Annotated in this window: 19 protein-coding genes, 1 pseudogene and 1 riboswitch; all 20 genes and pseudogenes read right to left on the bottom strand. The window is 69.8% G+C overall.

What is annotated here, in order from left to right; all coding sequences use genetic code 11:
- Positions 1-34 precede the first annotated feature (34 nt).
- The 20 genes and pseudogenes from Pme01_RS11755 to Pme01_RS11660 all read right to left on the bottom strand — a co-directional run bounded on the left by Pme01_RS11755 (position 35) and on the right by Pme01_RS11660 (position 23,937).
- A complete protein-coding gene (locus tag Pme01_RS11755) occupies positions 35-826 on the bottom strand; it encodes an immunity protein CdiI family protein (protein ID WP_168115334.1) in 792 nt (263 codons plus the stop codon).
- A 152-nt stretch (positions 827-978) separates the two neighbouring features.
- Positions 979-3,447 (bottom strand): excinuclease ABC subunit UvrA, encoded by a 2,469-nt coding sequence (gene uvrA, locus Pme01_RS11750; RefSeq protein ID WP_168115335.1) that lies wholly within the window; start codon positions 3,445-3,447, stop codon positions 979-981.
- 111 nt (positions 3,448-3,558) lie between these two features.
- A complete protein-coding gene (locus Pme01_RS30905) occupies positions 3,559-4,533 on the bottom strand; it encodes an integrase core domain-containing protein (RefSeq protein WP_239088174.1) in 975 nt (324 codons plus the stop codon).
- A gap of 55 nt (positions 4,534-4,588) precedes the next feature.
- The gene (locus Pme01_RS11740; RefSeq protein ID WP_168115336.1) at positions 4,589-5,002 is read right to left on the bottom strand and encodes a type II toxin-antitoxin system VapC family toxin; all 414 of its coding nucleotides are present in this window, start codon (positions 5,000-5,002) and stop codon (positions 4,589-4,591) included.
- Positions 4,999-5,277 carry a type II toxin-antitoxin system Phd/YefM family antitoxin gene (locus Pme01_RS11735; RefSeq protein ID WP_168115337.1) on the bottom strand — a complete coding sequence of 93 codons (279 nt, stop codon included), beginning with the start codon at positions 5,275-5,277 and terminating at the stop codon, positions 4,999-5,001. Before Pme01_RS11735 ends, Pme01_RS11740 begins: the two co-directional genes overlap by 4 nt.
- Before the next feature lie 156 nt (positions 5,278-5,433).
- Complete coding sequence (locus tag Pme01_RS11730) at positions 5,434-6,882, bottom strand: vWA domain-containing protein (RefSeq protein WP_420850509.1); 1,449 nt, start codon at positions 6,880-6,882, stop codon at positions 5,434-5,436.
- 106 nt (positions 6,883-6,988) lie between these two features.
- A pseudogene (locus Pme01_RS11725) lies at positions 6,989-7,837 on the bottom strand (P-loop NTPase family protein); the annotation flags it as partial.
- Positions 7,838-8,299: 462 nt separating this feature from the next.
- Positions 8,300-8,596 (bottom strand): hypothetical protein, encoded by a 297-nt coding sequence (locus Pme01_RS11720; RefSeq protein ID WP_203935554.1) that lies wholly within the window; start codon positions 8,594-8,596, stop codon positions 8,300-8,302.
- Between the two features lie 218 nt (positions 8,597-8,814).
- Positions 8,815-9,615, bottom strand: a complete 801-nt coding sequence (locus tag Pme01_RS11715; RefSeq protein WP_168115339.1) for a nucleotidyltransferase domain-containing protein — start codon at positions 9,613-9,615, stop codon at positions 8,815-8,817.
- Positions 9,616-9,640: 25 nt separating this feature from the next.
- Positions 9,641-10,153, bottom strand: a complete 513-nt coding sequence (locus tag Pme01_RS11710; protein ID WP_168115340.1) for a hypothetical protein — start codon at positions 10,151-10,153, stop codon at positions 9,641-9,643.
- Positions 10,153-12,678 (bottom strand): polynucleotide kinase-phosphatase, encoded by a 2,526-nt coding sequence (locus Pme01_RS11705; RefSeq protein WP_168115311.1) that lies wholly within the window; start codon positions 12,676-12,678, stop codon positions 10,153-10,155. The genes Pme01_RS11710 and Pme01_RS11705 overlap by 1 nt, the downstream gene beginning before the upstream one ends.
- Positions 12,675-14,099, bottom strand: coding sequence for a 3' terminal RNA ribose 2'-O-methyltransferase Hen1 (locus tag Pme01_RS11700; RefSeq protein WP_168115341.1), 1,425 nt, complete (start codon positions 14,097-14,099; stop codon positions 12,675-12,677). The genes Pme01_RS11705 and Pme01_RS11700 overlap by 4 nt, the downstream gene beginning before the upstream one ends.
- Before the next feature lie 242 nt (positions 14,100-14,341).
- Positions 14,342-15,994, bottom strand: coding sequence for an allophanate hydrolase (gene atzF, locus Pme01_RS11695; protein ID WP_203935553.1), 1,653 nt, complete (start codon positions 15,992-15,994; stop codon positions 14,342-14,344).
- Positions 15,991-18,018 (bottom strand): 5-oxoprolinase/urea amidolyase family protein, encoded by a 2,028-nt coding sequence (locus Pme01_RS11690; RefSeq protein WP_168115342.1) that lies wholly within the window; start codon positions 18,016-18,018, stop codon positions 15,991-15,993. Before Pme01_RS11690 ends, atzF begins: the two co-directional genes overlap by 4 nt.
- The gene (locus tag Pme01_RS11685; protein WP_168115343.1) at positions 18,015-18,671 is read right to left on the bottom strand and encodes an urea amidolyase associated protein UAAP2; all 657 of its coding nucleotides are present in this window, start codon (positions 18,669-18,671) and stop codon (positions 18,015-18,017) included. Before Pme01_RS11685 ends, Pme01_RS11690 begins: the two co-directional genes overlap by 4 nt.
- A complete protein-coding gene (locus Pme01_RS11680) occupies positions 18,668-19,360 on the bottom strand; it encodes a DUF1989 domain-containing protein (RefSeq protein ID WP_168115344.1) in 693 nt (230 codons plus the stop codon). Before Pme01_RS11680 ends, Pme01_RS11685 begins: the two co-directional genes overlap by 4 nt.
- Positions 19,357-20,934, bottom strand: a complete 1,578-nt coding sequence (locus Pme01_RS11675) for an amino acid permease (RefSeq protein WP_239088172.1) — start codon at positions 20,932-20,934, stop codon at positions 19,357-19,359. Before Pme01_RS11675 ends, Pme01_RS11680 begins: the two co-directional genes overlap by 4 nt.
- Positions 20,935-20,939: 5 nt before the next feature.
- A riboswitch (guanidine-I (ykkC/yxkD leader) is annotated at positions 20,940-21,055 on the bottom strand.
- 334 nt (positions 21,056-21,389) lie between these two features.
- A complete protein-coding gene (locus tag Pme01_RS11670) occupies positions 21,390-22,151 on the bottom strand; it encodes an ABC transporter ATP-binding protein (RefSeq protein ID WP_168115345.1) in 762 nt (253 codons plus the stop codon).
- On the bottom strand, positions 22,124-22,972 hold the full coding sequence (locus tag Pme01_RS11665) for an ABC transporter permease (protein ID WP_239088171.1): 849 nt from the start codon (positions 22,970-22,972) through the stop codon (positions 22,124-22,126). Before Pme01_RS11665 ends, Pme01_RS11670 begins: the two co-directional genes overlap by 28 nt.
- Positions 22,969-23,937, bottom strand: a complete 969-nt coding sequence (locus Pme01_RS11660; protein WP_168115346.1) for an aliphatic sulfonate ABC transporter substrate-binding protein — start codon at positions 23,935-23,937, stop codon at positions 22,969-22,971. Before Pme01_RS11660 ends, Pme01_RS11665 begins: the two co-directional genes overlap by 4 nt.
- Between the last annotated feature and the right edge of the window lie 52 nt (positions 23,938-23,989).

The following is a 23,989-nucleotide window of genomic DNA, read 5'->3' as shown; positions in this document are numbered from 1 at the left end:
CACAAGTCGCGCGGTCATGCCGATGAGCGGTCGATTACTGGTTCGACCGCGCGCGCAGTTTCACTCCCGGGGAACGAATTGGCTCTGGCATGTACTCCACGTGGTAACTGGCTCCGAGTTCGTCTTGAAGTTGCAAGACGAGTCGCTGGCCGGCGGCTACAAATCTCTCGGCGTCGTGTTCCGAATCGAATCCACCCGACGCTGGCCAACCCGACAGCATGGCCTCGAAATAGGCTTTCCACTGCGCGAGGTCGGAACGCAGGCGGTCGCTGAGTCGCAGAGCCTCGGGATCAACCTCGATGTCGTCGGGACCCATCGTCTGAGTGAGCGGAGATCGTCCCCGAGCGGCCATTAGCTTGATCCAGCGTCGAGGTGCTGGCCGATCCAGCAGTTCTCGCGCAGCCGCGACTATGTCGGCCTCGAGTTGCTCCGCGTCCTCGGGGTGATCGTCCAGCGTTGACGCCAAGCCCACAAAGATCCGCAGGTCCCCGTTGTCCCGCACCTTTTGATACGCCAGCCAGAGCTCGTTGGCTCCGCGAGCGGCCGTGATACGTCCGGCCACGATTTCGCCCGCGGTACGACGGGTTAGGTGCCACTGCGCCTGGTCAGCATTGGGAAGCTCGATGCCGAGTTCGTCCAGAGCAACGCGGAACAGGTCCGACGAGTCTCGGACATCCCACCGTGCCTGCCCGGCGAGAACGCGGAGGGTAGGACTATCGAGACCCCGGACAAGCGCCTCGGTCGCGATCTCGGGCAAATCATCGGATGCGAGTCTTCCGACCGCCATTTGCCAGGCGGCCACCTCCAGCGGATCTGCCTCCGTCACGGGCTCAGCGTAGGCACACCTCGTTGTCGAAGCGGCTCGTTTGCGCCCAGGCCCACGTCGCGCGGCCCGGGATCGGTCAGCTTCGCCCTCATCTGGCCGGGCTGCGGTCGTAGCACCAGTAGATAAGAAGCCGCGAGGCGCGCGGTGACCGCTCAGGAGCGCACAAGCCGCGACGCGAGATAGGGCGCGGTGGCGCTGCCCTTGGCTTTGGCGACCTTGGTGGGAGGGCCTGTGGCGACGACCCGGCCGCCCGCGTCTCCGCCGCCCGGGCCAAGATCGATGACCCAGTCGGCGGTGGTGATCGCGTCCAGGTCGTGCTCGACCAGGACGACCGTGTTGCCGGCGTCGACGAGCCGGTGCAGCTGTCGCAGCAGCAGCGCGATGTCCGCAGGGTGCAGCCCCGCTGTCGGTTCGTCGAGCAGGTAGAGCGCGTGGCCGCGGCGGGCTCGCTGCAGCTCGGTGGCCAGCTTGATGCGCTGGGCTTCACCACCGCTGAGCTCCGTCGCCGGCTGTCCCAGCCGCAGGTACCCCAGCCCCACCTCGCGGAGCGTCTCGAGGCTCCGGGAGGCAGCCGGGACGTCGGTGAGGAACTTGGCGGCGTCGTCGACGGACATCGCCAGCACGTCCGCGATGTTCTTGCCGTGGTAGGTCACCTCGAGCGTCTCTGCGTTGTACCGCGCGCCGTGGCAGGTCGGGCACGGTGCGTAGGTCCCGGGCAGGAACAGCAGTTCGACCGTGACGAACCCTTCACCCTGGCAGGTCTCGCACCGCCCCTCCGGGACGTTGAAGGAGAACCGCCCGGCCGTGTACCCACGCGCCTTCGCCTCGTCCGTCGCCGCGTACAGCTTGCGCACCGCGTCGAACATCCCGGTGTACGTGGCCAGGTTGGACCGGGGCGTGCGGCCGATGGGTCGCTGGTCGACCCGGACCAGCCGGTCGAACGACTCGAGCCCCGACGCGTGCTGCACGTCGACCTCGAGCTCAGCCTCGTCGGGCTCTTCGGGTGCCAGCCCGAGGTGGCTGCGCACGACCTCGGCGAGCACCTGCGTGACCAGCGTCGACTTTCCGGAGCCGGACACCCCGGTCACCGCTGTCAGTACGCAGAGCGGTACGTCGACGGACACGTCGTGCAGGTTGTGGCGGGAGACGCCGCGCAGGTGCAGCCAGCCCTGCGGCGTCCGGGGGCGATGGTCGAGCGGCTTGGCGCGTCCGAACAGGTACCGGCTGGTGGCTGACTCCTTGATCTGCTCGAGGCCGGGGACCGGACCGCTGTACAGCACACGTCCGCCGCCCTCGCCCGCGCCGGGGCCGATGTCGACGACCCAGTCCGCCCGTCGTACGACGTCCATGTCGTGCTCCACGACGAACAGCGAGTTGCCCGCCGCCTTCAGGCGCTCCAGCACGTCCAACAGCGGCTCCGCGTCGGCCGGGTGCAGGCCCGCGGAGGGCTCATCGAGCACGTAAACGACCCCGAACAGCCCCGAGCGCAGCTGGGTGGCGATTCGCAGGCGCTGTGCCTCGCCGGGAGACAGCGTCGTCGAGCGGCGCCCGAGGCTGAGGTACCCCAGGCCGAGGTCGAGCAGCACCTCGAGGCGTGCGACCAGGTCGGCGCAGATCCGGACCGCGACCTCGGTCGTCTCCCCGGACCGGGCGGTCGACGTGGCGGCTCCGGCCTCGGACAGCCCCGCGACGGGCCGCAGGAGCGCTACGAACTCGGTGAGGGGCGTCGCGTTGACCTCGGCGATGGAGCGACCGGCGAAGGTCACCGCGAGCGCCTCCGGGCGCAGGCCGCTGCCGTGGCACATGGGGCAGGGCACGCTGCGGACGAACCGCATCGCCCGGTCGCGCATCCGGTCGCTCTTGGAGTCGGCGAGGACGTGCATGACGTGCTTGCGGGCACTCCAGAACTTCCCGTAGTAGCCGTAGTCGATGCGGTCACGCTCGGGCTTGATGAGGACGGACGGCTGTTCGTCGGTGTAGAGCAGCCAGTCCCGATCCTTCTTCCTGAGTTTGCGCCACGGTTTGTCGATGTCGATCCCCAGACCGCTCACGATGCTGCGCAGGTTGGCGCCCTGCCAGGCGCCCGGCCATGCCGCGATCGCGCCGTCGCGGATGCTCAGCGACGGGTCCGGGACGAGCAGGTCCTCGGTGACGTCGTGAACGACACCCAGTCCGTGGCACCGCGGGCAGGCGCCGGCCGCGGTGTTGGGCGAGAACGCCTCGGCATCCAGCCGTGCGGCCCCCGGCGGGTAGGTCCCGGCGCGCGAGTAGAGCATCCGCAGCAGGTTGGACAGCGTGGTGATGGTGCCGACGGTCGACCGCGAGCTGGGCGCCCCGCGACGCTGATGCAGGGCCACGGCTGGGGGCAGCCCGGTGATCTCCTGTACGTGCGGTGCACCGACCTGCTGCAGCAGCCGGCGGGCGTACGGCGCGACGGACTCGAAGTACCGTCGCTGGGCCTCGGCGTAGAGCGTGCCGAAGGCGAGCGAGGACTTGCCCGAACCGGAGACCCCGGTGAAGGCGACCATCGCGTCCCGTGGAATGTCGACGTCGACGTTCCTCAGGTTGTGCTCGCTGGCGCCCCGGACATGCACGAAGTGGTCAGTCACGTCGATCTTCACGACTTCTCCTTACCCTGTCCGACGATGCCGGACCACCACCGCGTGCGCGTGTCGCCGAGACGGCAGAGGTTGTGGGGTTCCGAAACACTGATCCGGTGGTGACCTGGGTATCTATGCGGCCCGTTCGTACTCGGTGATTTTTCCGCCGAGGACGGGGCGGCGTCTGATCCGCTCGTGGGTCGGGTCGATGACGGGTCGGGCGGAGCGCGGGGGCTGCAACTGCAGGGCTCGGTGGGGCCCGTGACCGTTGTAGTGACGCGCATATTCGCCGAGTGTTCGGCGTAGATGTCGTTTGCCGAGGATGAGCATGCGGTCGGTGACCTCGGTGCGGGCGGTGAGTACGAACCGTTCGGCGTACGCGTTGGCGCGCGGGCTGCGCGGTGGGATCTTGCAGGCGGTGATGTCGGCGTCGGCGAGGACGGCGTCGAAGGCCTGGGTGAACTGTCCGGCCCGGTCGCGGATGAGGACGGTGAACTGGTCGGCTCGTTCGCCGAGGTCCATGAGCAGGTTCCTTGTTTGCTGAGTGGTCGAGGTCCCGTCGGGGTTGGCGGTGACGCCGAGGAAATGGACGTAGCGGCTGCCGACTTCGAGGACGAAGAACACGTACAGCTGGGTGAGGGTGAGCGCGCAGTCGACATGGAAGAAGTCGCAGGCCAGCATGGTCGGCGCCTGGGCGGACAGGAACTTTCGCCAGGTGGTGTGGTCGCGGCGCGCCGGGGCTGGTGGTATGCGCAGGCGTTTGAGGATCCGGCGGATCGTGGAGGGGCCCACGCGGTGGCCGAGGCCGAGCAGTTCGCCTTGGGTTCTCTGGTAGCCCCAGCGGGGGTTGTCTCGGGCCATCTGCTCGGCCAAGGCGGCGACCGCTGGGTCGATGGGTGGGGGTCCGGGCCGGTGGGTATGGGTCCGGTGGCGGGTGACCAGCCGCCGATGCCAACGCATGACCGTGGCCGGCGTGACGAGTTGATGCGCCGTCAACACCCGAGGCAGGAGCCTGATCAGCGTGGCGAGCAGCGCCCGGTCGGCCCAGTCCAGCCGCGGCGCCGGGTGCTGTCGGCGAAGGACCGCGTTCTCGTGACGGAGAATCAAGATCTCTACGTCTTTGGCCGTACTGGTATCTGGACGGCCGGAACCAGCTGAGCAATTATCTGGCTTGTCCAGGGCTTGCGGTGGGGAGTCCGGCGGCTTCGGCGGAGGCGAGTAGCCGCTGGTCGTAGGTGACGAAGGCGGTGAGGGTGGCTCCGGATTCGTTGGCGAGGACCTGTGCGGTGGCGAGGTGGATGGCGTCGAGGCTTCGTAGTGTCGGTTGGGGGAAGGCGGCTGCGGTGGCTCTGATGGTGGCGTCGATCTCCAGGCGGAAGAGTCGTCCGATGGCGGCGGGTACGCCGACGAGGGATTGTGGGGCAGAGCGGCGCAGCGCTCTGGGTACCTCCACCTCGACCAGGGCTGACGAGACGAGTGCAACGCCCTGGTGGGCGTTGAGCCAGTCGACGAGTTCGCCGCTGTGTTCCTCCTGGCGGACGAGCTTCACCACGGCGGCGGAGTCGAGGTAGATCACCAGCGTTCCTCGTCGCGCATGGCGGCGATTTCTGCTGCCGTGTCGACGGTGGGGTCGCCGAGCTTGGGCGGGAGCGGGACGGGGCCGGTGCTGCTGGGTGCGGCAGCGCGGCCGGCCGCTACCAGCCTGGCCAGCGTGGACGTGTCGTCGTCCACCGGCACGAGCCGGGCCACGGGGCGCCCGCGGTCGGTGATCTCGATGGTCTCGCCACCGCTCACCCGGGCCAGGACCTGGCTGGTGTTCTGGTTGAGATCTCGCACGCCGATGCGCTCCATGCAGCAAGTGTAGAACAAGATGTTCTACACTTGCCACGGGCTCGCCGGTCCAATACTCGGCCGCCTGGACAACCGAGCTCATCGGTAGATGAGCGGTTCCCGAGGGAGTCTGCGGGGCGCCTGGTCGTTGCCTGTGGTGGCTTGCTCGGCGATCAGTCAGCGGAGACGGAAGACCGGTCCGCGTGGCGTGAACGGCAGTCGAGCCGCTAGGGGTACGAGGAAGGCGTGCTCGCGTCGGACGCGTACGACATCGCAGTACCCGTCGGTGATGACCAGGATCGGCGCCGTTGGCGGGAAGTCCGGTGCTCGTTCCAGCAGGTTGATGCCGGGCTGTAGCAGGGTGCCCCCGCGGCCACGCACGCGTACCCGGCCGGAGATCTCCTCGACCGGCAGGTAGCCGGCGTCGTACGGGTACGCGTCGCAGAACACCACCCGGGCGGCGGGCACGTCCCGCGCGGCCGAGTAGGACGCGATGGCACCGAGCGCCTTGCCGAGCAGTTCGTGGTTCATCGATCCGGACGTGTCGAGCACGACGCCGAAAGTGCACCGGGTCACCGGCTCCGGCGGCCAGTACCAACCTGGCCGGGGGATGCCCGGCGTGCTGGCCTGGCGGCGGGACGGGCGTGCGTACGAGCGGGCGCGCTGCGGCGACGGCACGTGCTCGTCGAACCAGCGGGCCAGTTGGGCATCCCAGGGCAGGGGAGGCTGTTGCAGGACCCGGATCTCGGCGACCAGGCCGGCCGGCAGGTGCCCTCGTCCTTCGTGCTCGTGGTACGTGTAACCGTCGAGCAGCGCTCGCCGGTAGAAGTCGTCCAAGTTGACGCCGCGGCCCGGGCTGCCGGTCCACGGCAGCGACTCGCCGAGCACATCGCCCAGGCCAGTACCGCGGAGCGTGGCGAGTTTGCGCAGACGACGTATGTCCTTGGCGAGTCGGTCGTAGTCGGCGTCGGCGACCAGGGTGAATCGTGACGCGAGCGCGCCCAGCAGCGGATATGACGACAGGAACCAGCTCATCGCCCTATCCCAGGGCTGGCGGCGGCTGGCGGAGTCGGTCAGGGAGGTGCGTGCACCGCCGGCGACGTCGACGGCGGCCGTCGCCGCTGCCGCCAGCCCCAACGCGAACTGTGCCGGCCAGTCCGGCAGGCTCAACCCGACCGGGCCTACCAGGTGTCCTTCCGTTGCGACCAGGTCCGAGGCGTTGCCGCCGGCGCCGCAGTTGGCCAACTGTGCCGGTACGCCGGCCTCGCGCCATTGCCGTAGCAGCACCGCCTCGTCCGCGCTCGGCAACTCGGACGGCGCCAGCAGCGGCTCGGTGCCCAGCTTGACCGCCCGCTGGAACCGTGTCACCGCGAGGCAGGCCACACTGGCGTACGCGGCGTCGGGGGCGTAGCGGTCCGATGCCAGATGGCCAAATCCGAGGTGCAGAAGGCAGTGGGCCAATACCCAGGTCCACTCGTGCTCGTCCAGTCGGTACGCCTGGCTCGCCCGGATCCGGCCTTGGGAGTCGACCCGGGCGATCGCCTTCGTCGCGACCAACCCGCCGTCGTCGACCAGTACCGCGCTCGCGCCAGCCCGCTGCCAAGCCCCGACCGGGAACCTCAGCATGGGCCGGAACATCGGATGAGCGGCCAGTTGCTGCCATGCCGCGCTGAACGCAGCCTGATTCGGGTCGATCTGTGTCTGCTTCTTGCGCGCCATGACGTGGCCGTTCTCAGGTCCGCGAGGCGACGAGCCGAGGCAGGTCCCGGCTGACCTCGACCAGGAACCAGGCCGGCAGCACAGGCGTGCCGTCCTCGCCTGTGGCGATCACCATCTGGGCGCATTCCAGCGAGATCTCCGCCAGCTCCACCAGCAGTGCCTTCGCCCGGTGCGCGAACTGTCGCAAACCCGGCGACGCGTGCTCCTTGCCTGCCGGCAGATCCTTCACCAAGCGGGACCGGAACGCCTCGGCCAGGAAATACAACAGATCCCGGTCCGTCGCGGCGGCAGGCCATCCCGCATCCCCACGAACGATCGCGTCCAGCCCATACCGGTGCCGCACGATCTTCACGTACCCGCAGAACCCGGCTGCGTGTGCGGGGCTGACCGTGCCGCTCGCCAGCAGTCGTACGGTCTGCTCGTCGATGCCGTCGCCGTACGAGACCAGCGCGTCGGAGAGCATGTGCCAACTGCGTGGGGTGGAGAACGCCTCCTCGACCTTGGGCGGGTTCACCCACAACTGGTCCGGGCGCTCGGACAGGTAGTCGACGACCCACCGGTGGACACCGGCGGCCTGCGCCCAGGCCAGCCAATCGTCGACGTCGGCGCGTAGATGCACGTGTACCAGTCGGTTGACCAGCGCCGAGGCCATCGGGCGAGCCAACGCGTTATCCGTGGACCGGTTGCCCGCGCCGATCACGATCGATCCCGCCGGCAGTTCGTAACTGCCGATCCGCCGATCGAGAATCAGCGAGTAGAACGCCTTTTGCACCTCCGGCGTCGACGCGTTCAACTCATCCAGAAAGAGGCAGTACGGCTCATCCCCGCGACGAGCAGGTACAGCCAGAGTTCGACCGTGTCGTCGTGGGACCAGAACCCGAGCTGGCCATAGCTCGTGTACGAGGTGCCCATCATCCTCCTTCCTGCTCCCGGCTTCGGCGTCAAGACCTCTGCGGCAGCCGGCGTCACGACGTTGTCGTGGTCGTGCCGCCGGTCATCCAGCCATGATTGCCAATGAGTAGGTGGTGCGCCGCCTGTTGGTCGGCGCGGTGTCCGAGAAGTTCATCGCCTGGATCATCGGTCTGCTGTTCGACGCGGTCATGCCGCCTTGACGAGTTCGGGCAGGATCGCGCTGATCGGGTTCTGTGACGCCCCGGACCGCGTTCACGGGCTGGCGGACAGGAGCGGGCTGATCGACACGTTTTCTGGGGGTACTGGCCGAGGACGCGACCGGGTGGTGACGGTGACATGCGGAGCCGGAGGGCCCGTCAGCCGCAGTCCCGCCGCTACGTGCCCGTCATGAACCGTCGCCCGCGGTCTGGCGTTATTTCAGTTGGGTGATGAGGGTGCGTAGCCATGTTTCGGCCATCGTGGGTTCGTTCGTGGCGATGCGAACCAGTGTGCGGCGGGCATCTGCGCTGCGGCCGTACTCGACGAGCGCGACGGCTTCGGCCAGCGCCTGGCGAGTTGGTTCGTCGTGGCGGGGGCCGTCGCCGTCGGGCTGGTTCCACAGTTTCGGGTGGAACGATCGGGTGAGCTTGGTCTGGTGGTCGCCGAGGTAGTCGGTCGCGCCACGTCGTGTCGGCCAGCGCGCCGCTGAGCAAGTCGAAGATCGAGTCACCCGAGCGGCCGACGAACAGCAGCCGACCGTCGTCGCTGCGGGCCAGAACCCTGGCCGCGCACGCGACGAGTTCGTCCAGGTACCACAGATCGGGATCTGCGGACCCGTCCAGGAGCGTGCCCAGTTGATCCGGAGTCACGAGATCCCACCGGAACGGCTGGCTGCCGGCGGCCGGCCCGGCGCTCATGGCCGGCCGCCGGCAACGGACTGACCGCGCATCAGCTCCAGCCCCAGTGACGGCGGTGGGCGTCGGTGGACCATTCGGAGATGACGCCGAGATCCGGCTCGGCAGGCAGCGGCGTACGGCCGGAGGCGAGCAACTCCTCGATCTCGGCCTGAACGCCACTGATCTCCCGCAGAACATCCGTAATCTCCGGTACGCCGCCGCGCTTGACCCGCAGTACCCGCTCGCGCTCGCGGTCGGGCATCGGCAGGGTGAGCCGACCGTCCCGGATGATCTCCAGGCCCTGGTAGACCAGTCGGAGCGCGTGCGAGGCGTACTTGACGTCGTAGCCGTACCGGGCGACCAGTTCGGGCCGGTTCGGTACATCACTGCGCCGGCCCCGGCCGAGTAGACGCTCCCGCTGGGCGTCCATGTAACCCAGGAAGCGGTGCACCGCCCGCTGGGACAGCACCGCCGGGGCCAGGGCGCGTAGCTGCTCGCCGAGCGGGTGCAGCGTCAGCACCGACTCCTGAGGCGCGTACAACGGCAGCAGCGCCGTCGGGTTGCCCTTGGTCGCCAGGCGCAGGTACTTGCGCAGCGAGTACATGACCAGGTCGGTGTCGCCGGGGCCGGACCGCGCGCCTTCGGGCTGGGTACGGAACACGTAGTGGTCGACCGGCCTGCGCAGGCCCACGACGTACTCGGGCGGCTCGATGAACACACCCATCTCGTCGTGGTCGTCGGTGCCGTCGATGGCGATGCCGTGCACGCCGGAACCGACCACCGTACGCAGGATCTCGCCGGCGAGGGCAAGGTCCCGATCGCCATACTCGGTGTGGGTCGCAGCGCTGGTCATCGCGCGATCATGCCACGGTGAGCCCTCACGCTTTTACCGATTTTTCGGCCGTGCTTCGAAGCCGCGCGATCCTGGCGAGGATCTCGTCGCGGTTCTTACGAGCCTTCAGCCAGGCCGGCAGTTTGGCGATCATGGACATGCGTCGGTACCCGTCCCCGGCCCGCACGGCATCGGAGCGCTCCCGCAGCCGCGCCGCGACGAACTCTTCGACAAACGCGAGATGGTCGAGGTTGTACGCCCACAGCAGCTTCCCGCCGCAGCAGTCGACCTGTAGTAGCAGCGGCAGGCCGAAGGACGGATCCCGGACCGGACCATTGCCGGGCGGGGAATTCCAGCAGGTGCATCGGGACTCCTTGTCCCGGACGTACCCACACGCGACGCACAGGGCACGCCAAGGCGCGCCGGTCTCCGGACGGAACACCCGGGCGCCGGCATCGCAGCGTGGGCACCGGACCAGGAACTCTGTCGCGAAATCGTGCACCGTCCACTGCTGATCGCGAAACCGGATCGTCGATTTCCGGCGGGATGCTCTGCTCATCACAGCCTCGGGTCCGTGGGTTCGGACTCCAGCGCCAGCACGGCGAACACCAGCTCGTGGATCCGCCACAGTGGCTCGCCGGCTGCCACCGCGTCCAGCGCCGCCAACCCCAGGCCGTGCTCGCGCACGGCGAGGCCTCGCTTGCGATTCAGACCCCGGTCGCGGAGGCGTTCGAGGTGACGGGGTTCGGTGTAGTCGGGGCCGTAGATGATGCGCAGGTACTCCCGCCCCCGGCATTTGATGCCCGGCTGAACCAGCTTCCCGTTCGCGCGGTGCGCCAGCCCGTCGTAAGGCTTGATGACCATTCCCTCGCCGCCGGCACCCGTCAACTCCAGCCACCAGTCGGTAGCCTCCTTGACCGACGCCTCGTCGCCCAGGTCGACGATCCGCCGGCCGGTGGGCCGCAGCAGTCCGGGGTCGGCGGCGACGAGCCGGTCGCACCGCTCGAGGTGCCAGCCGTGGTCACGTGCGGCGTGGGACGCGCCTTCGGAGGCCAGCACCATGAACGGCGCGAGCTGAATGCCTTCCAGGCCGTCGACCGGCCAGCAGTAGCGCCGGTAGGCGCGCGTGAACGCCTCGGCGTTGGCGGCCCGTGCCGCCGTCCGGGTACGAAGGCCGGCGAGGTCGAGCCCGCGGCCGATTCCCGCGTCGAGAACGTCCAGGGACGAGGGTAGGGCGGCGCGGGCCGCGGCGCCGACGGCGGCGTACTGGCCCTTGATGAGGCTCTCGGCCTTCGCCGACCACGGCAGCACTTCACAGTCCAGCAGCAGCCAGTCGGTGTCCAGCTCCTCGAACAGCGGATCGGCTGCGGCACGAACGCGGGCCAGCAGGGCCTCGGCCAGCGCAGGGTCGGTGAAGAACGGCCGGCCGGTACGGGTGTAGACGGTCCCGGACGAGCCGTCGTCAACGCCGAACCGCCTCGCCGCAGTCGCCGCGTCCCGGCAGACGAGCACGACGGCCCGCGAGCCCATGTGCTTCTCCTCGCACACCACCCGGTCCACACCGGCGGCCCGGTAGTCAGCGAACGCCTCGACGGGGTGCTCCAGGTAGCCGTCCAGGCTGGAGGTCGAGGGCGGTGACATGGTCGGTGGCAGCCACAGCAGGTAGCGCGGGTCGACCGCGAACCGGCTCATCACCTCCAGCGCGGCTGCGGCGCTGTCGGCGTCGACCATGACGGTGCCGTACTCGGTGCGGATGTGGCGCCGGCCGGTGACGTCGGCCAGGTTGAGCGTCGTGCCGTCGCGCGTCGGGACTGCGTCGATCAACGGCTTGACCGGCTCGTAGTGCATCTTCTCAGCCGGCACCGACACCAGGGTCTTCTCCGGGTACCGCAGCGCGGTGAGCTGGCCGCCGAACACGCAGCCGGTGTCGAGACAGATCGTGTTGTTGACCCATTCGGGCTTCGGGTTCGGTACGTGCCCGTAGACGATCATCGCCTGGCCCCGGTAGTCGGTGGCCCACGGGTAACGCACCGGCAGGCCGTACTCGTCGGTCTCGCCGGTCGTCTCTCCGTACAGGCAGAAGGCCCGCACCCGTCCGGAGGCGCGGCCGTGGAACTCCTCCTTGAGCCCGGCGTGCGCCACGACCAGCCGGCCTCCGTCGAGGCGCAGGTGGCTGACCAGGCCGTCGATCCACGCCGCAGCGGCCGCGACGAACTCCGGCGGCTCGGCCTCCAGTTGGGCGAGGGTCTCGGCCAGGCCGTGGGTGACGCTGACCTTGCGGCCACGTAGCTTGCGCAGCAGTTTCTGCTCGTGGTTGCCCGGCACACACAGCGCGGTGCCGGCGGCGGTCATGCCCATGACCAGGCGCAGCACGCCCGGGGAGTCCGGTCCGCGGTCGACGAGGTCACCGACGAAGACCGCCTGCCGGCCCTCGGGGTGGGTGGCGTTGACCGGCCGGCCCGCCTCGTCGCGTTCCAGCGTCCAGCCGAGCGTCGTGAGCAGCGTCTCCAGTTCGGAGCGGCAGCCGTGCACGTCGCCGATGATGTCGAACGGCCCGGTGAGCTCGCGCTTGTCGTTCCACGCCTTCTCGTAGGTGATGGTGACGTCGTCGGGGGCGGTGACGATGTGGACCTTGCGGAACCCCTCGCGCCCCAGCTGGCGGAGTGCGCGGCGCAGGTCCTGCTGCTGACGACGCAGGACCTGCCGGCCGAAGGTGCGGTCGGGCCGAGCCTGGGTACGGTCCCAGGCGACCGGCTCGGGGGTGTCGAGGACGATCGCGACGGGCAGGACGTCATGCTCGCGGGCGAGCTTGACCAACTCGGCGCGGGCGTGCTGCTGGACGTTGGTCGCGTCCACGACCACCCGCCGGCCGGCGCGCAACCGGATGGCGGCGACGTGGTGCAGCGCCTCGAAGGCGTCCTTGGAGGCGGACTGGTCGTTCTCGTCGTCGGCGACCATGGCCCGGAACGCGTCCGAGGACAGCACCTCAGTCGGCTTGAAGTACTGGCGGGCGAACGTCGACTTGCCCGAGCCGGAGATACCGACCAGGGCGATCAACGACAGTTCGGGAATGTCGAGGTTCACGAGGCGGCCTTCCGGAAGAGCGCAAGCTGGGTGGGGGAGCCGACCTCGGCATCGAGGTCTCCGACCGGTCGGAGGTCGACGGCGTAGCCGTACGCCTCGGCGACCCGGTCCGCCCATGCCGCGAACTGTGCCCGGGTCCACTCGAACCGATGGTCGTCGTGGCGCAGATGTCCGTTGGCCAGACCGTCGTAGCGGACGTTGTACTCGGCGTTCGGCGTCGTCACGATCACTGTCCGCGGACCGGCGTGGCCGAACACCGCCCGCTCCAGCGCCGGCAGGCGCACCTCGTCGACGTGTTCAATGACCTCCATCAGCACTGCCGCGTCGTAGCCGGTGAGCCGATCGTCGTGGTAGGTCAGCGCCGACTGGATCAGCGTGATCCGTGACCGCTGCCGCTCCGGCAGCCGGTCGAGCTTCAATCGCCGCTCGGCGATCTGCAGGTTCACGCTCGACACGTCCGCGCCGACGATCTCGGTGTAGCGTCGGTCGGCCATCAGCCGCAGCAGAAGAGTTCCCGAGCCGCAGCCCAGGTCGAGTACCCGGGTGGCGCCGGACTCGGCGAGCGCCGCCAGTACCGCCTCGTGCCGGAACGTGACCAGGGGCTTCCTCCGCTCGGCGGCCTCGACTTCGGCCAGCTGCTCTGTCACCGCTTCCGGCGCGGCGATCGCCTCCAGCTCATCGGCGGCGGCCCGCAGTCGCTCGAGGGCGCTCTGGGCCAGGGAACGTCGATTGGCCAGATACCGGCGCGTGATCACTTCCTTGGCCGGGTGTTCGTGCAGCCAGCCTTCGCCGGCGCGCAGCAGCTTGTCCACCTCGTCCTCGGAAACCCAGTAGTGCTTGGCGTCGTCGAGGACGGGCAGCAGCACGTACAGATGGTTGAGCGCGTCGGCGAGCTTCAGGCGGCCGGTCAACCTCACCTGCACGTACCGCGAGACGCCCCACTCGGGGAAGGCGGGATCCAGTGGGACCGGGTCTGCTGTCACGGTCCAGCCCAACGGGGCGAACAGCCTTTCCACGATCTCGGACCCGCCGCGGCACGGTAGCGCGGCAACCCGGATCTCCAGCGGCAGAGCGAGGTCGACCAACTCGGGACGGTCCCTGCTCGCACCCTTCATTGCGGAGCGGAACACCTTGCCCAGCGCAACGGTCAGCAGGCTCGAGGCGGCGTACGGGCGGTCGTTGACGTAACGCCCGAGCGAGAAGCTATCGGGCGATTTCTGTCCCTTTGACGGTCGTGCCAACTCCACCGGATCGACATCCAGGAGGAGCGCGACCGTGCACCGCTCCACGGTGGCCTCCGGATACCAGACGTACGCCGTCCCGCCGGTCGTCGCGAACGACTGCACCCGATCAGGGTGTTTGACCAGCAGAAAGCCCAGGTCGGTAGCCGGAGAGTGGGTGGTGGAGATCGTCAACAGCACACGAGGATCATCGCAGGGCCAACCAGCGAATATCTGTCCCTCGAAACGACCAAACTAGACGGAACGGGTCCGGTCGGCGTGGAACCGCGGGGACACTGTGGCCGCCGACAACTCAGGCTTGAGCAGTGCTGAAACTTTGCCGATGGATAGAAACGGCGCAGGAGGTCCGCCGCCAGCATCGCTTCACGTCGACCTTGAGGTGGCCGCCGGAGTGGCGGACCACTTGGGCTGGTAGACCTGTGTCAGCCTGCCCGGCCGGGGTAGCCGCGCCAACCGCCGTACTCAGTGATGTCGGCGGTGGCGTCCACTCCGTTCGGGTCGGTGAGGAATCCGGGGACGGTGCTGCCGTCGTCCAGGTCGACCGGTCCGAGCGCGAGGGGAGGGGCGACGGTGGCGAGCAGTTCGCCGATGCCGGCGGCGGGCAGGTCCCAGATTTCGACCTCGAGGCCGGAGACCGGTCCGCCGGCACCGCGGACGAGTCCAGGGCGGGGGAGTGGGCCGTCGACCCGGTACATGCGGTAGCCGCCGGCGGTGCGGGCGCGGGCGTGCAGCCGTCCGCCGAGTGCGACCAGTTGATGGTTGAGGGGTTCGCCGGTGAGGTGGGCGCCGACGACGGCGAGCAGGCTGCGGACGGACGGCGGCTGCACAGGCTCGCCGAGCCAGCGGGAGGCCAGGTCGAGCAGCGGACGGTCGGCGAACGCGGGGGCGATCAGCTGGACGCCGAACGGCAGGCCGTCGTCACGGTGCCCGGCCGGTACCGCCACGGCGCACAGGTCGAGCAGGTTGACCATGTTGGTGTAGGTGCCGAGTCGGGCGTTGACCCCGACCGGGTCGCTCGCGACCTCCGCGAGGGTGGGGTGGCCGGGAGTGACCGGCAGCAGCAGTGCGTCCACGGACAGGAACACCCGCAGTGCCGTGGCGCGCAGTTCCGCCAGTCGCTGCTGGCCGCGGAAGACGTCGGCGCCGGTGATGGTCGCGGCCGCGCGGACGATGCGCCGGACGGTCGGGTCAAGATGGGGTCCGTCGGGTTCGAGTAGCTGCCCGAAGGCACCCAGCCGCTCGGCGACGAACGGTCCGCCGTAGAGCAGCTGCGCCGCCTCCAGGAACGCCGACACGTCGACGGGCACGAGGCGCGCGACCGAGGCGGCATGTGCGCACGCCGCCTGCCACGCCGCCGCGTGCGGCGGGTCGAGATCGAGTGGCGTGTCCGGCACTGCGATCACCCGGATTGTGCGGGCGACCTCCGGCGGCGGCACGACGGGCATTGCCCGCGACCAGGGGTCGTCGGGGTCCGGCCCGATGAGGGCTTCGAACGCTGTGCGGGCCAACGAGACCGTGCGGGTGAGCGTGGTGACGCAGTCCAGCGACGGGCAGGCCGGCAGCACGCCGCGGGTCGGTACCAGCCCACGGGTCGGTTTCACGCCGACCAGGCCGTTGAACGCCGCCGGCACCCGGCCACTGCCGGCGGTGTCGGTGCCGAGCGCCAACGGGACGACGCCGGCGGCGACCGCGATCGCGCTGCCGGAGCTGCTGCCACCGCTGACATGGTCGGCGGAGAAGACGCTGTGGCAGGCGCCGTGGGGGGAACGGGTGCCGACCAGGCCGGTGGCGAACTGGTCGAGGTTGGTCTTACCGATAGGGATTGCACCGGCGTCGAGCAGGCGCTGGACCGCCGTCGCCGAGCGCGGGGCCGGCTCGGTCAGCGCCGGGCACGCGGCTGTCGTCGGGATGCCAGCCACGTCGATGTTGTCCTTCACCGCGAACGGCACGCCCGCCAGGGGCCCGTCGGCGGCCGGCCGCAGGGCGGCGATCTCGTCCGGGCCGAGCCGTCGGATGAAGGCTGGCTGATCGAGGTCGGCGGCGGCATTCAGCATCGCGGATGTCAGGACGCTCATCGTGTACTCCAGCGGGCGCGTTCGGCATCGAAGGCGGCGCGGCGCCGGCTTCGGACTGCTGCGATTTCGGTGCCGTGCGCGGCTTCCAGCGCGCGCACGTCGGCGAGGGAGAAGGTGGCGGGTCGGGCGTCGAGGTCGGCCGCGCCGGCCTTGATGGCGGCGCGCCGTTCGGCGAGCTCGTCGGCCGACACGGGAACGAACCGCAGTCGGTCGAACTGGCGCAGCAGCCACGGTCGCTCGTCTGAGCCGACCACGTGCCGCCAGACCGGCACCGTTCGCCCGACCAGTTGGTAGCCGCCGGGGCCTTCCATGCCGTACACACAGAGGTAGATCCCGCCGATGCCGACGGCGTTCTGTGGCGTCCAGGTCCGTGCCGGGTCGTACTTGGTGGTCACCAGGCGATGGCGCGGATCGATGGGTACCGCGACGGGAGCGCCCAGGTAGACGTCGCCGAGGCCGACGACCAGGTAGGTCGCCGTCGTGACGATGTCGAACACGTCCTCACGGCGGTCGAGGTCGTTGATGCGCCGGATGAACTCGACGTTGTCCGGGCACCAGGGCGCGTCCGGCCGGACCGATCGGGCGTAGCGGGCCATCGCCTCATGCGCGCTCGCGTGGTCGAGGGCCAGCGGCAACATCACCTCACGGACATCGAGAGTGACCGTCTCCGGGTCAGGCACCTCCGTGGCCAAGCCGGCGAGGAGGTCGGCCAGCAGCGGCAGCGGCAGCGCGCGGTCGTCGACCTGGATGAGCATGGAACGGACACCCTCGACCAGCTCGCGGACTCCCACGAGCCGCAGTCCGCGCAGCTGCTGTGCGAGCAGATGCATCCACACCCGTACGTGAAGGTCGAGCTCGGCCGGGCCGGCTTCGACGAGCAAATGGTGGTCGCCGGCCCGGCGGATGACCAGCCGCGGCCGCGGACCGTCCCCGGCCAGCTCGGTGAGCGCCGGTACCGCCGACGGACCGGGCCGCGACGGAGCGGCGACCGGCGGCCGGCCCCCCAGGGCTGTCGTGAACCTGCGGGCGACGGCGGCAGCGGGCTCGGCGAGCAGCGCCGCTCGCTCGGCGTTCGCCCGGTCGGCCGTGTCGGGGCAGACCGGCAGCAGGCGGACGGTGTCGCCCGGACGTAGCTGGGCGAGCATCCACCGGTCGGCCTTGATGACGACGCAGGGGACGACGAACCCGCCGAGGCTGGGTCCGTCTGGTCCGACGATGACCGGGGTATCGCCGGAAAGCATGACCCCGCCGACCGGGTACGCGCTGTCGTGGATGTTGGACGGATGCAGACCGGCCTCGCCGCCGTCGGCGCGGGCCCACTGTGGTGCAGGGCCGACCAGCCGGATCCCGGTACGGTCGGCCCGGTGGTCGACCGTCCAGGCGGTGGCGAACAGGGCCGCCACACCGGCTTCGGTCAGGTACTCCGGAGCGCCGTGTGGCCCGGGCAGGACCCGCAATGTCCAGTCCTTGACCAGTGGTGGCAGCAGCGGTGCGACGTCGACGGGAGCGGTGAGGTTTTCCAGCCGGCCGAGCGGCAGCGCGTCGCCCGCGGCGAGCGCGCGGCCGTCCAGGCCACCGAAGCCACCGAGCAGGAACGTCGAGCGACTGCCGAGCTCCCGGGCAACGGCGATGCCGCCGGCCACGGCCAGGTAGCCGCGCATACCCGGCGCTCCGCAGCGACCCATGTCGAGCACGCCGCCGGCCGGGACGACGGTCACCACACCGGGGCGGACCGGCCGGCCGTCGAGCGTCGCCTCGCAGACCGCGCCCGCCAGACAGACCAGCGTGCGTTGCGCGAAGCGCAACGTCGGTCCGGTCAGCGCCGCTTCCAGGCCGGCGGCGTCCGGTGGGTTGCCGACGGCCTGGTTGGCCAGCCCGAAAGACAGGTCGTCCCAGGCCCCGGACGGTGGTACGCCGACGTCCCACAGGCCGCCCCGGCCCGCGAGGTCCTGCACGCTGGTCTGCAGGCCGGGGCTGAGGATCTCGACGGTACCGGTCCGGACGGCCGAGTCCACGACGGTCATCGAGACCACCAGCCCAGGAGTCGGACCGGGGTGGGGTCCCAGCCGTTGCACGGGTTGTTCAACTGGGGGCAGTTGCTGATGAGGACGAGGACGTCGCGCGCGGCGCGGACCTCGATGTACTTGCCGGGGGCGGAAAGCCCGTCGGCGAAGGTGAGGCTGCCGTCCGGGCTGAGCGGGACGTTCATGAAAAAGTTGATGTTGTGGCCCAGCTCGCGGGCCCCGATACCGACCCGGGCGCCGTATCGCAGGAACGTCTCGCGGCAGGCGTGCTGGTGGCGGGTGTGCATGCCGTACCGGACGACATTGGACTCCTGCGCGCACGCCCCGCCGAGGGTGTCGTGCCGCCCGCAGGTGTCCGCGGTGATCGTGACGAGAAGGTCGAGGTCGACCGACAGCAGCCGGGACCCTGTGGTCAGGTAGGCGCGCCCCTGCTCGCGGATGGTGTCCATCGCACTGTACCGGTTGGCCAGATTCTCCGCGTCGTAGAAGAGGGTGTCCACCGCCTGGTTGCCGTGCAGGTCGACGATCCGGAACGACCCGCCGGCGGGAATCCGCCCGACGTAGCCGTCCCCGGCCGCGACGGTGACGTCGAGGACGGCGGCTTCCGGTTGGAGCGGGCTTTCGACGAGGGGAAGGGAGACAGCAGTGGTCATGCCAGGACCGCCTTTGCTGCGGCGAGCGCACGGGTGCTCTCGGGACGGAACGTGACGGACGGGTCAGTCGGGCCATAGAGCTCGCCGGGCTCGACCTCGGCGCGGACCGCGCCCGGCATCCAGGTCTGGCTCATCGGGTGCGGTGCGGTGGAGCAGACGAACAGGAGATCCTGCTCGGCGCGCAGCGTGACCCAGTCGCCGGCGGTGGCGTGCTTCGGCTCGTAGGCGAACGTGCCGTCGGGACCGATCGCCACCTTGGCGAAGAAGTTGACGCAGCCGTGCAGGTCGGCCGGCCCGCGGCCGTGTTTGCGCAGTTCGCTCAGGAATCCGTAGCGCGCCGACCGCCGCCAGTCGTTGCGGTCGGTCGCATACGACGAGGGGCCGGGCGCGTCGACGTGGGCGTCGAGCGAGTGGCCGGTGAGGCAGTCGTGCCAGTCGAGCGACGATCCGGTGACCGAGCACAGGGCGGTGCCGCGGTCGGACATCAGGACCATCGGTGGCCGGATCCGGGCGCTCATCTGGGCCTTGAGCGTGTCGGGGACGTTCAGCCGGTCCACCGGGTCGGAGTCGGCGAAGATCAGTGTCGAACAGACGGCACCGCCATCGAGCGCGGTCAGGCGGAGCAGGCGGCCGGCGCGCAGTCGCAGCGACCAGTACGACGCGGCGGGAATCTCGTGGCTGAGGATCATTGTGCCGCCTCCATCGCGAGGGCGTCGAAAGGAGCAGGGTGACGCACGGCGCCCTGGCGTACGTGAGACCGCCGCGTCGCGTAGACGATCGCGCCCACTCCCAGCGCGCCTGCCAAGAACAGTTCCGGGAAGAACCGCAGGTACCAGTCGGTCCCGAACACCTTCTCCCGTGGCCATGCGAGGTTTACCGCCATGGCGATGCCCCAGACCACCGCTCCCAGGTTGACCGGCAGCCCCCAGCGGCCGAGCGAGAACAAGCCATCGCCGCGTAACCACCGACCGCGCAGGCGATGCACCAGCAGGGGTGCGGTCACCATCAGATAGGAGAGATACAGCAGCATGATGCAGACGCTGGACAGCGCCAGGAAAATGGCGGCGTTGCCGACGTTGAGCACCAGCAGGCCGACGGCGAGCACGCCGACGACGACGGCCGGCAGGATCGGCGTCCCCGTGCGGGTGTTGACCCGCGACAGTGCCGCCGAGAACGGCAGCGCCCGGTCCCGGGCCATCGAGAACATCATCCGGGTGGTGGCGGTCTGGATCGCCAGCGTGCAGACGGTTACCGCGACGGCGACGTCGACGAGGAACACCCGCCCGAGCGTGTCGCCGAGCCGGCTGGTCAGCACATAGGGCAGGCCGCGGGCCGGGTCACCCAGCGCGCCGTCGGTCACGCTCGGGGCGGCCATCAGGGTGGCCAGGAGCATGAGCGCCCCGCCGATGCCGGACACGACCAGCGCCCGGAGGATGGTGCGTGGAGCCGTCCGGCGCGGCCTCTTCGTCTCCTCGGACAGCTCACCGGCACTGTCGAAACCGACCAGGACGTAGGCGGCCATCAACCCGGAAATGACGAACGACCACAGGTAGCCAGCGCCGTGCCCGACTCCCGCGCCGGTGTGCAGGACCACACCCGGACCGCGCTCGGCGTGCGAGAACAGCGCGATGCACAGCAGAACGACTCCGACCAGCTCGCACGTGACGCCTGCGCTGTTGATGACCGACATGGTCCGTACCCCGACCGCGTTGACCACCGTGGTCACGGTCAACAGCGCGCTGCCGAGCAGCACCGCGTTCGCGGTGGGATTAGTCACCAACTGGAAACCGCTCCAGATCGATGGCAGTACGATCTGCAGCGCGATGGCAGCCGCTGCGACGGTCACCACCTGGGCGACAAGCATCAGCCACCCGGCCGCCCAACCCCAAAGGGCGCCGCCCAACCGGGTCGACCACTGGTAGATGGCGCCGGAGATGGGGAACCGCGCGGCCATTTCGGAGAAGCACAGGGCGACGAGGATCTGTCCGATGAAGACGATGGGCCAGGTCCAGAAGAACCCCGGTCCGCCGAAGCCGAAACCGAAGCTGAAGAGCTGGAACACCGTCGTCAGGATCGATACGAACGAGAATCCCGCCGCGAACGAACCGTAGCTGCCGATACTGCGGTGCAGTTGTGGCCGGTAGCCGAAGTTCTCAAGGTCGCTGGCGTCAGCGGCGTCTTGGGCGGTGCTGGGTAAGTCCGCAAGTGCTGTCATGTCAGGCCCTTCCCTTGCGGGGCCCGGACACGGCACGGCCCGGGCCACTCCTGGCCTCCCGGGCTTTTCTCCCGCCGTGGGACGGGGACGGCCGGCAACCGGCGTCACCGCCTGCATCTCTCGGACCAGACCCGCCGAACCCGGCGACGGAACCCTAGATGCGCCCCGCAGACTGTGCTGCGGGTCGAGATGAAGTCAACGGCTCCGGAGTCTCATGACGAGGTCAAGTCAGTAAAGAGCTTGTGTACGGCCATCGGGTTTTGTTGCACGCGGGTAACAGCCGTCCATCGTGCTCTCACCATCGAAGCCGGACCGATCGAGCAGGTGGCGGTGCGACGTGCAGCAGCGGCCGGCGCCAGACATATTGGCGTAGCCGACCCGGATGCCCGCCAGCTGGAACTGGTGGCGAGCGGAGGAGCGACCGCAACCGTCGACCGACAGGTGGGCCAGGGCAAGGGTCGACAAGGTCTGATTCCTGAGGTGGCACCCTTCACGCCGCGGGATCACCCGTCCGGATCCGCCGGTACCCCGAGCCGGGCGAGCAGGTGACGACGCAGTTCGCTGAAGCCCGGCCGGTCGTGCGCGCGCGGATGTGCCAGCGTCACAGGGACGTCCTGGGCGATGACGCCGTTGTCGAGGATCAGGATTCGGTCGGCGAGCAGCAGCGCTTCATCGACGTCGTGGGTGACCAGCAGCGCGGCGAACCCGTGTTCGAGGCGCAGCCGTTGCAGCAGCGCCTGCATCTTCAGGCGGGTCAACGCGTCCAGTGCGCCGAATGGCTCGTCGAGCAGCAACAGGTCAGGCTGGCGGACCAGGGCCCGGGCCACCGCCACCCGCTGGGACTGCCCGCCGGACAGTTCCGCCGGCCATGCCCGGGTACGCTCGGCGAGCCCGACCTCCGCCAGTGCCGCGGCGGTGCGTTCGGGCACGTCGGCGCCGCGCAGTCCCAGCGCCACGTTGTCGGCCACCCGTTTCCACGGCATGAGCCGGTGTTCCTGGAACACGACGGCGACCCGGCCGTTCGTGGTCACCTCGCCGTCGGCCTCGGCGTCGAGCCCGGCCAGGATGCGCAGCAGGGTGCTCTTGCCCGAGCCGCTGCTGCCCAGCAGGGCCACCACTTCGCCCCGGCCGACGACCAGGTCGACCCCGTTGAGTACGGTCGCCGCGCCGAACGTCCGCCGTAACCCGGTCGCGACGACCACGGCGGCACCCCGGCCGGTCGCCGCATCGAGGTCCGTCACGTCGCTCTCAGTCCGCGTCGCCATGCCAGCGCCCTCCTCTCCGCGATGCGTAACACGAAGTCCGACAGCAGTCCGAGCAGCGCGTACACGAGCAGACCGAGCACCACCACGTCGGTCTGGCTGAACTCGCGGGCCTCCATCATCATGAAACCGATCCCGCTCTGGGCGTTGACCTGCTCGCCGACGACGAGGCTGAGCCAGCCGGCGGCGAATGCCAGGCGCAGCCCTAGGAACAGCGACGGTAGGGCGCCGGGCAGCACGACGTGGCGCAGCCGCGCGAGCGCGGACAGCCCGCAGGTACGTGCCGCTTCCACGAGCCGTTCGTCGATGCCGCGGATGCCGGCGTACGCGTTGAGGTAGACCGGGAAGAACGCGCCGAGCGCGACCAGGGAGATCTTCAGTGGCTCCCCGATGCCCACCCAGATGATCAGTAGCGGCACCAGGCCGAGGTGAGGCAGCATCCGGGCCATCTGGACCGGCGGGTCGATCAGGTCGTCGCCGAGCCGGATCAGGCCGGCGGCGGCGCCGAGTACGAGGCCGAGACCGCCTCCGACGGCCAGACCGATCGCGGCCCGGGTCAGCGAGTCGAGCAGATGGCCGCCGAGCGTGCCGTCCAGGGCCAGGCGCCAGCCGGCGCCGAGCACCGCGCTGGGCGCGGGCAGCTTGCTGTCGGGTACGAGCCCGGTACGGGTGACCGCCTCCCAGACCAGCACGATGAGCAGGGGGCTGAGCGCACGACGCCAGCGGCGGGCGGCCGTCCGGCGGCGGGGACGTGCACTGTCGGGTACGGCCGCACCCCGCAGGCCGGACACCGTGCCGGCGGCGGTGGCCTGCGTGACGCTCACCGGAGGACCGCCGTGTACCGGTCGTCGATGCGCCCCTTCATGTCGACCTTGCCCGGGATCAGTTTCAGGCCGGTGAACCCGTCGGCGATGTCCTGCAGTTCGGCGGCGATGTCCGGGGTGACCGGGGTGAGCGCCTTGGCGCTGCGGTCCAGCGACCGTTTTGCCACGCTCTCGTCGATCTTCAACTCCGGGGCCAGGACGCGGGCCCGTTCGTCGGGATTGGCGATGCCCCAGTCGGTGGTCTGGCGCAGCGTGACCAGGAACTGCCGGATCTTGTCGGGCTTCGTCCTGAGCGCCTCAGGCGAGGCCAGGATGTACTCCCGGTTGCCGGCCAGCCCGGTGGCGTCGACCAGAACCTTGACGCCCGGCTGTTCGGCGAGCGCGAAGTACGGGTCCCAGATGATCCACGCGTCGACCTGGCCGTTGTCGAACGCCGCGCGACCCTCGGCCGGCTTGAGATACTTGATGTTGACGTCGGACAGGCTCAGATGATTCGCCGCCAGCAGCCGTACCAGCAGCCAGTGCACGTTCGAGCCCTTGTTCAGGGCGATCGTCCTGCCTTTGAGATCAGCGAAGCTGGTGAACCCGCTGCTGTCGTGGACCAGCACCGCCTCACCCCGGGGCACCGGCGCGGACGTGGCGATGACCTTGAAATCGGCTTTGGCGGCCGCGGCGAAGACCGGAGGCGCCTCGCCCGTCTCGCCGATGTCGATGGCGCCGGCCTTGAGCGCCTCGGTCAACGCCGGGCCGCTCTCGAACAGCGACCACGCCGCGTCACCGCCGGCGTTGCGCGCCTTGACGAGGCTTTCGCTGCCGTAACGCTGGTATCCCACGCGCAACGGACCGCTCGCGCCGGCCGCGTGCGATTCTCCGTTCGCGCAGCCGGCCACCGCGCTGACCGCGGCGGCGGCAAGGAGGCCGACGAGAGCGGCGCCGATCCGCCGCATGGTGGCTCGGGTGTGCATGGTCGTGCTCCTTGGCCGGTCGGCGGTTCCGCGGGGGGCGGTGTCGGCGCTC

This window comes from Planosporangium mesophilum (assembly GCF_016863255.1).
In the GTDB taxonomy this organism is placed as follows: domain Bacteria; phylum Actinomycetota; class Actinomycetes; order Mycobacteriales; family Micromonosporaceae; genus Planosporangium; species Planosporangium mesophilum.
Note: the sequence above shows the minus strand (reverse complement) of the source record. Positions and strands in the feature narration are given on the sequence as shown.

Coding starts and splice junctions, on each gene's coding strand:
- Pme01_RS11735 (WP_168115337.1), bottom strand. CDS start 5,277: ATGGAGCGCATCGGCGTGCGAGATCTCAACCAGAACACCAGCCAGGTC.
- Pme01_RS11730 (WP_420850509.1), bottom strand. CDS start 6,882: ATGCTGAGGTTCCCGGTCGGGGCTTGGCAGCGGGCTGGCGCGAGCGCG.
- Pme01_RS11715 (WP_168115339.1), bottom strand. CDS start 9,615: ATGACCAGCGCTGCGACCCACACCGAGTATGGCGATCGGGACCTTGCC.
- Pme01_RS11710 (WP_168115340.1), bottom strand. CDS start 10,153: ATGAGCAGAGCATCCCGCCGGAAATCGACGATCCGGTTTCGCGATCAG.
- atzF (WP_203935553.1), bottom strand. CDS start 15,994: ATGAGCGTCCTGACATCCGCGATGCTGAATGCCGCCGCCGACCTCGAT.
- Pme01_RS11690 (WP_168115342.1), bottom strand. CDS start 18,018: ATGACCGTCGTGGACTCGGCCGTCCGGACCGGTACCGTCGAGATCCTC.
- Pme01_RS11685 (WP_168115343.1), bottom strand. CDS start 18,671: ATGACCACTGCTGTCTCCCTTCCCCTCGTCGAAAGCCCGCTCCAACCG.
- Pme01_RS11680 (WP_168115344.1), bottom strand. CDS start 19,360: ATGATCCTCAGCCACGAGATTCCCGCCGCGTCGTACTGGTCGCTGCGA.
- Pme01_RS11670 (WP_168115345.1), bottom strand. CDS start 22,151: ATGGCGACGCGGACTGAGAGCGACGTGACGGACCTCGATGCGGCGACC.
- Pme01_RS11660 (WP_168115346.1), bottom strand. CDS start 23,937: ATGCACACCCGAGCCACCATGCGGCGGATCGGCGCCGCTCTCGTCGGC.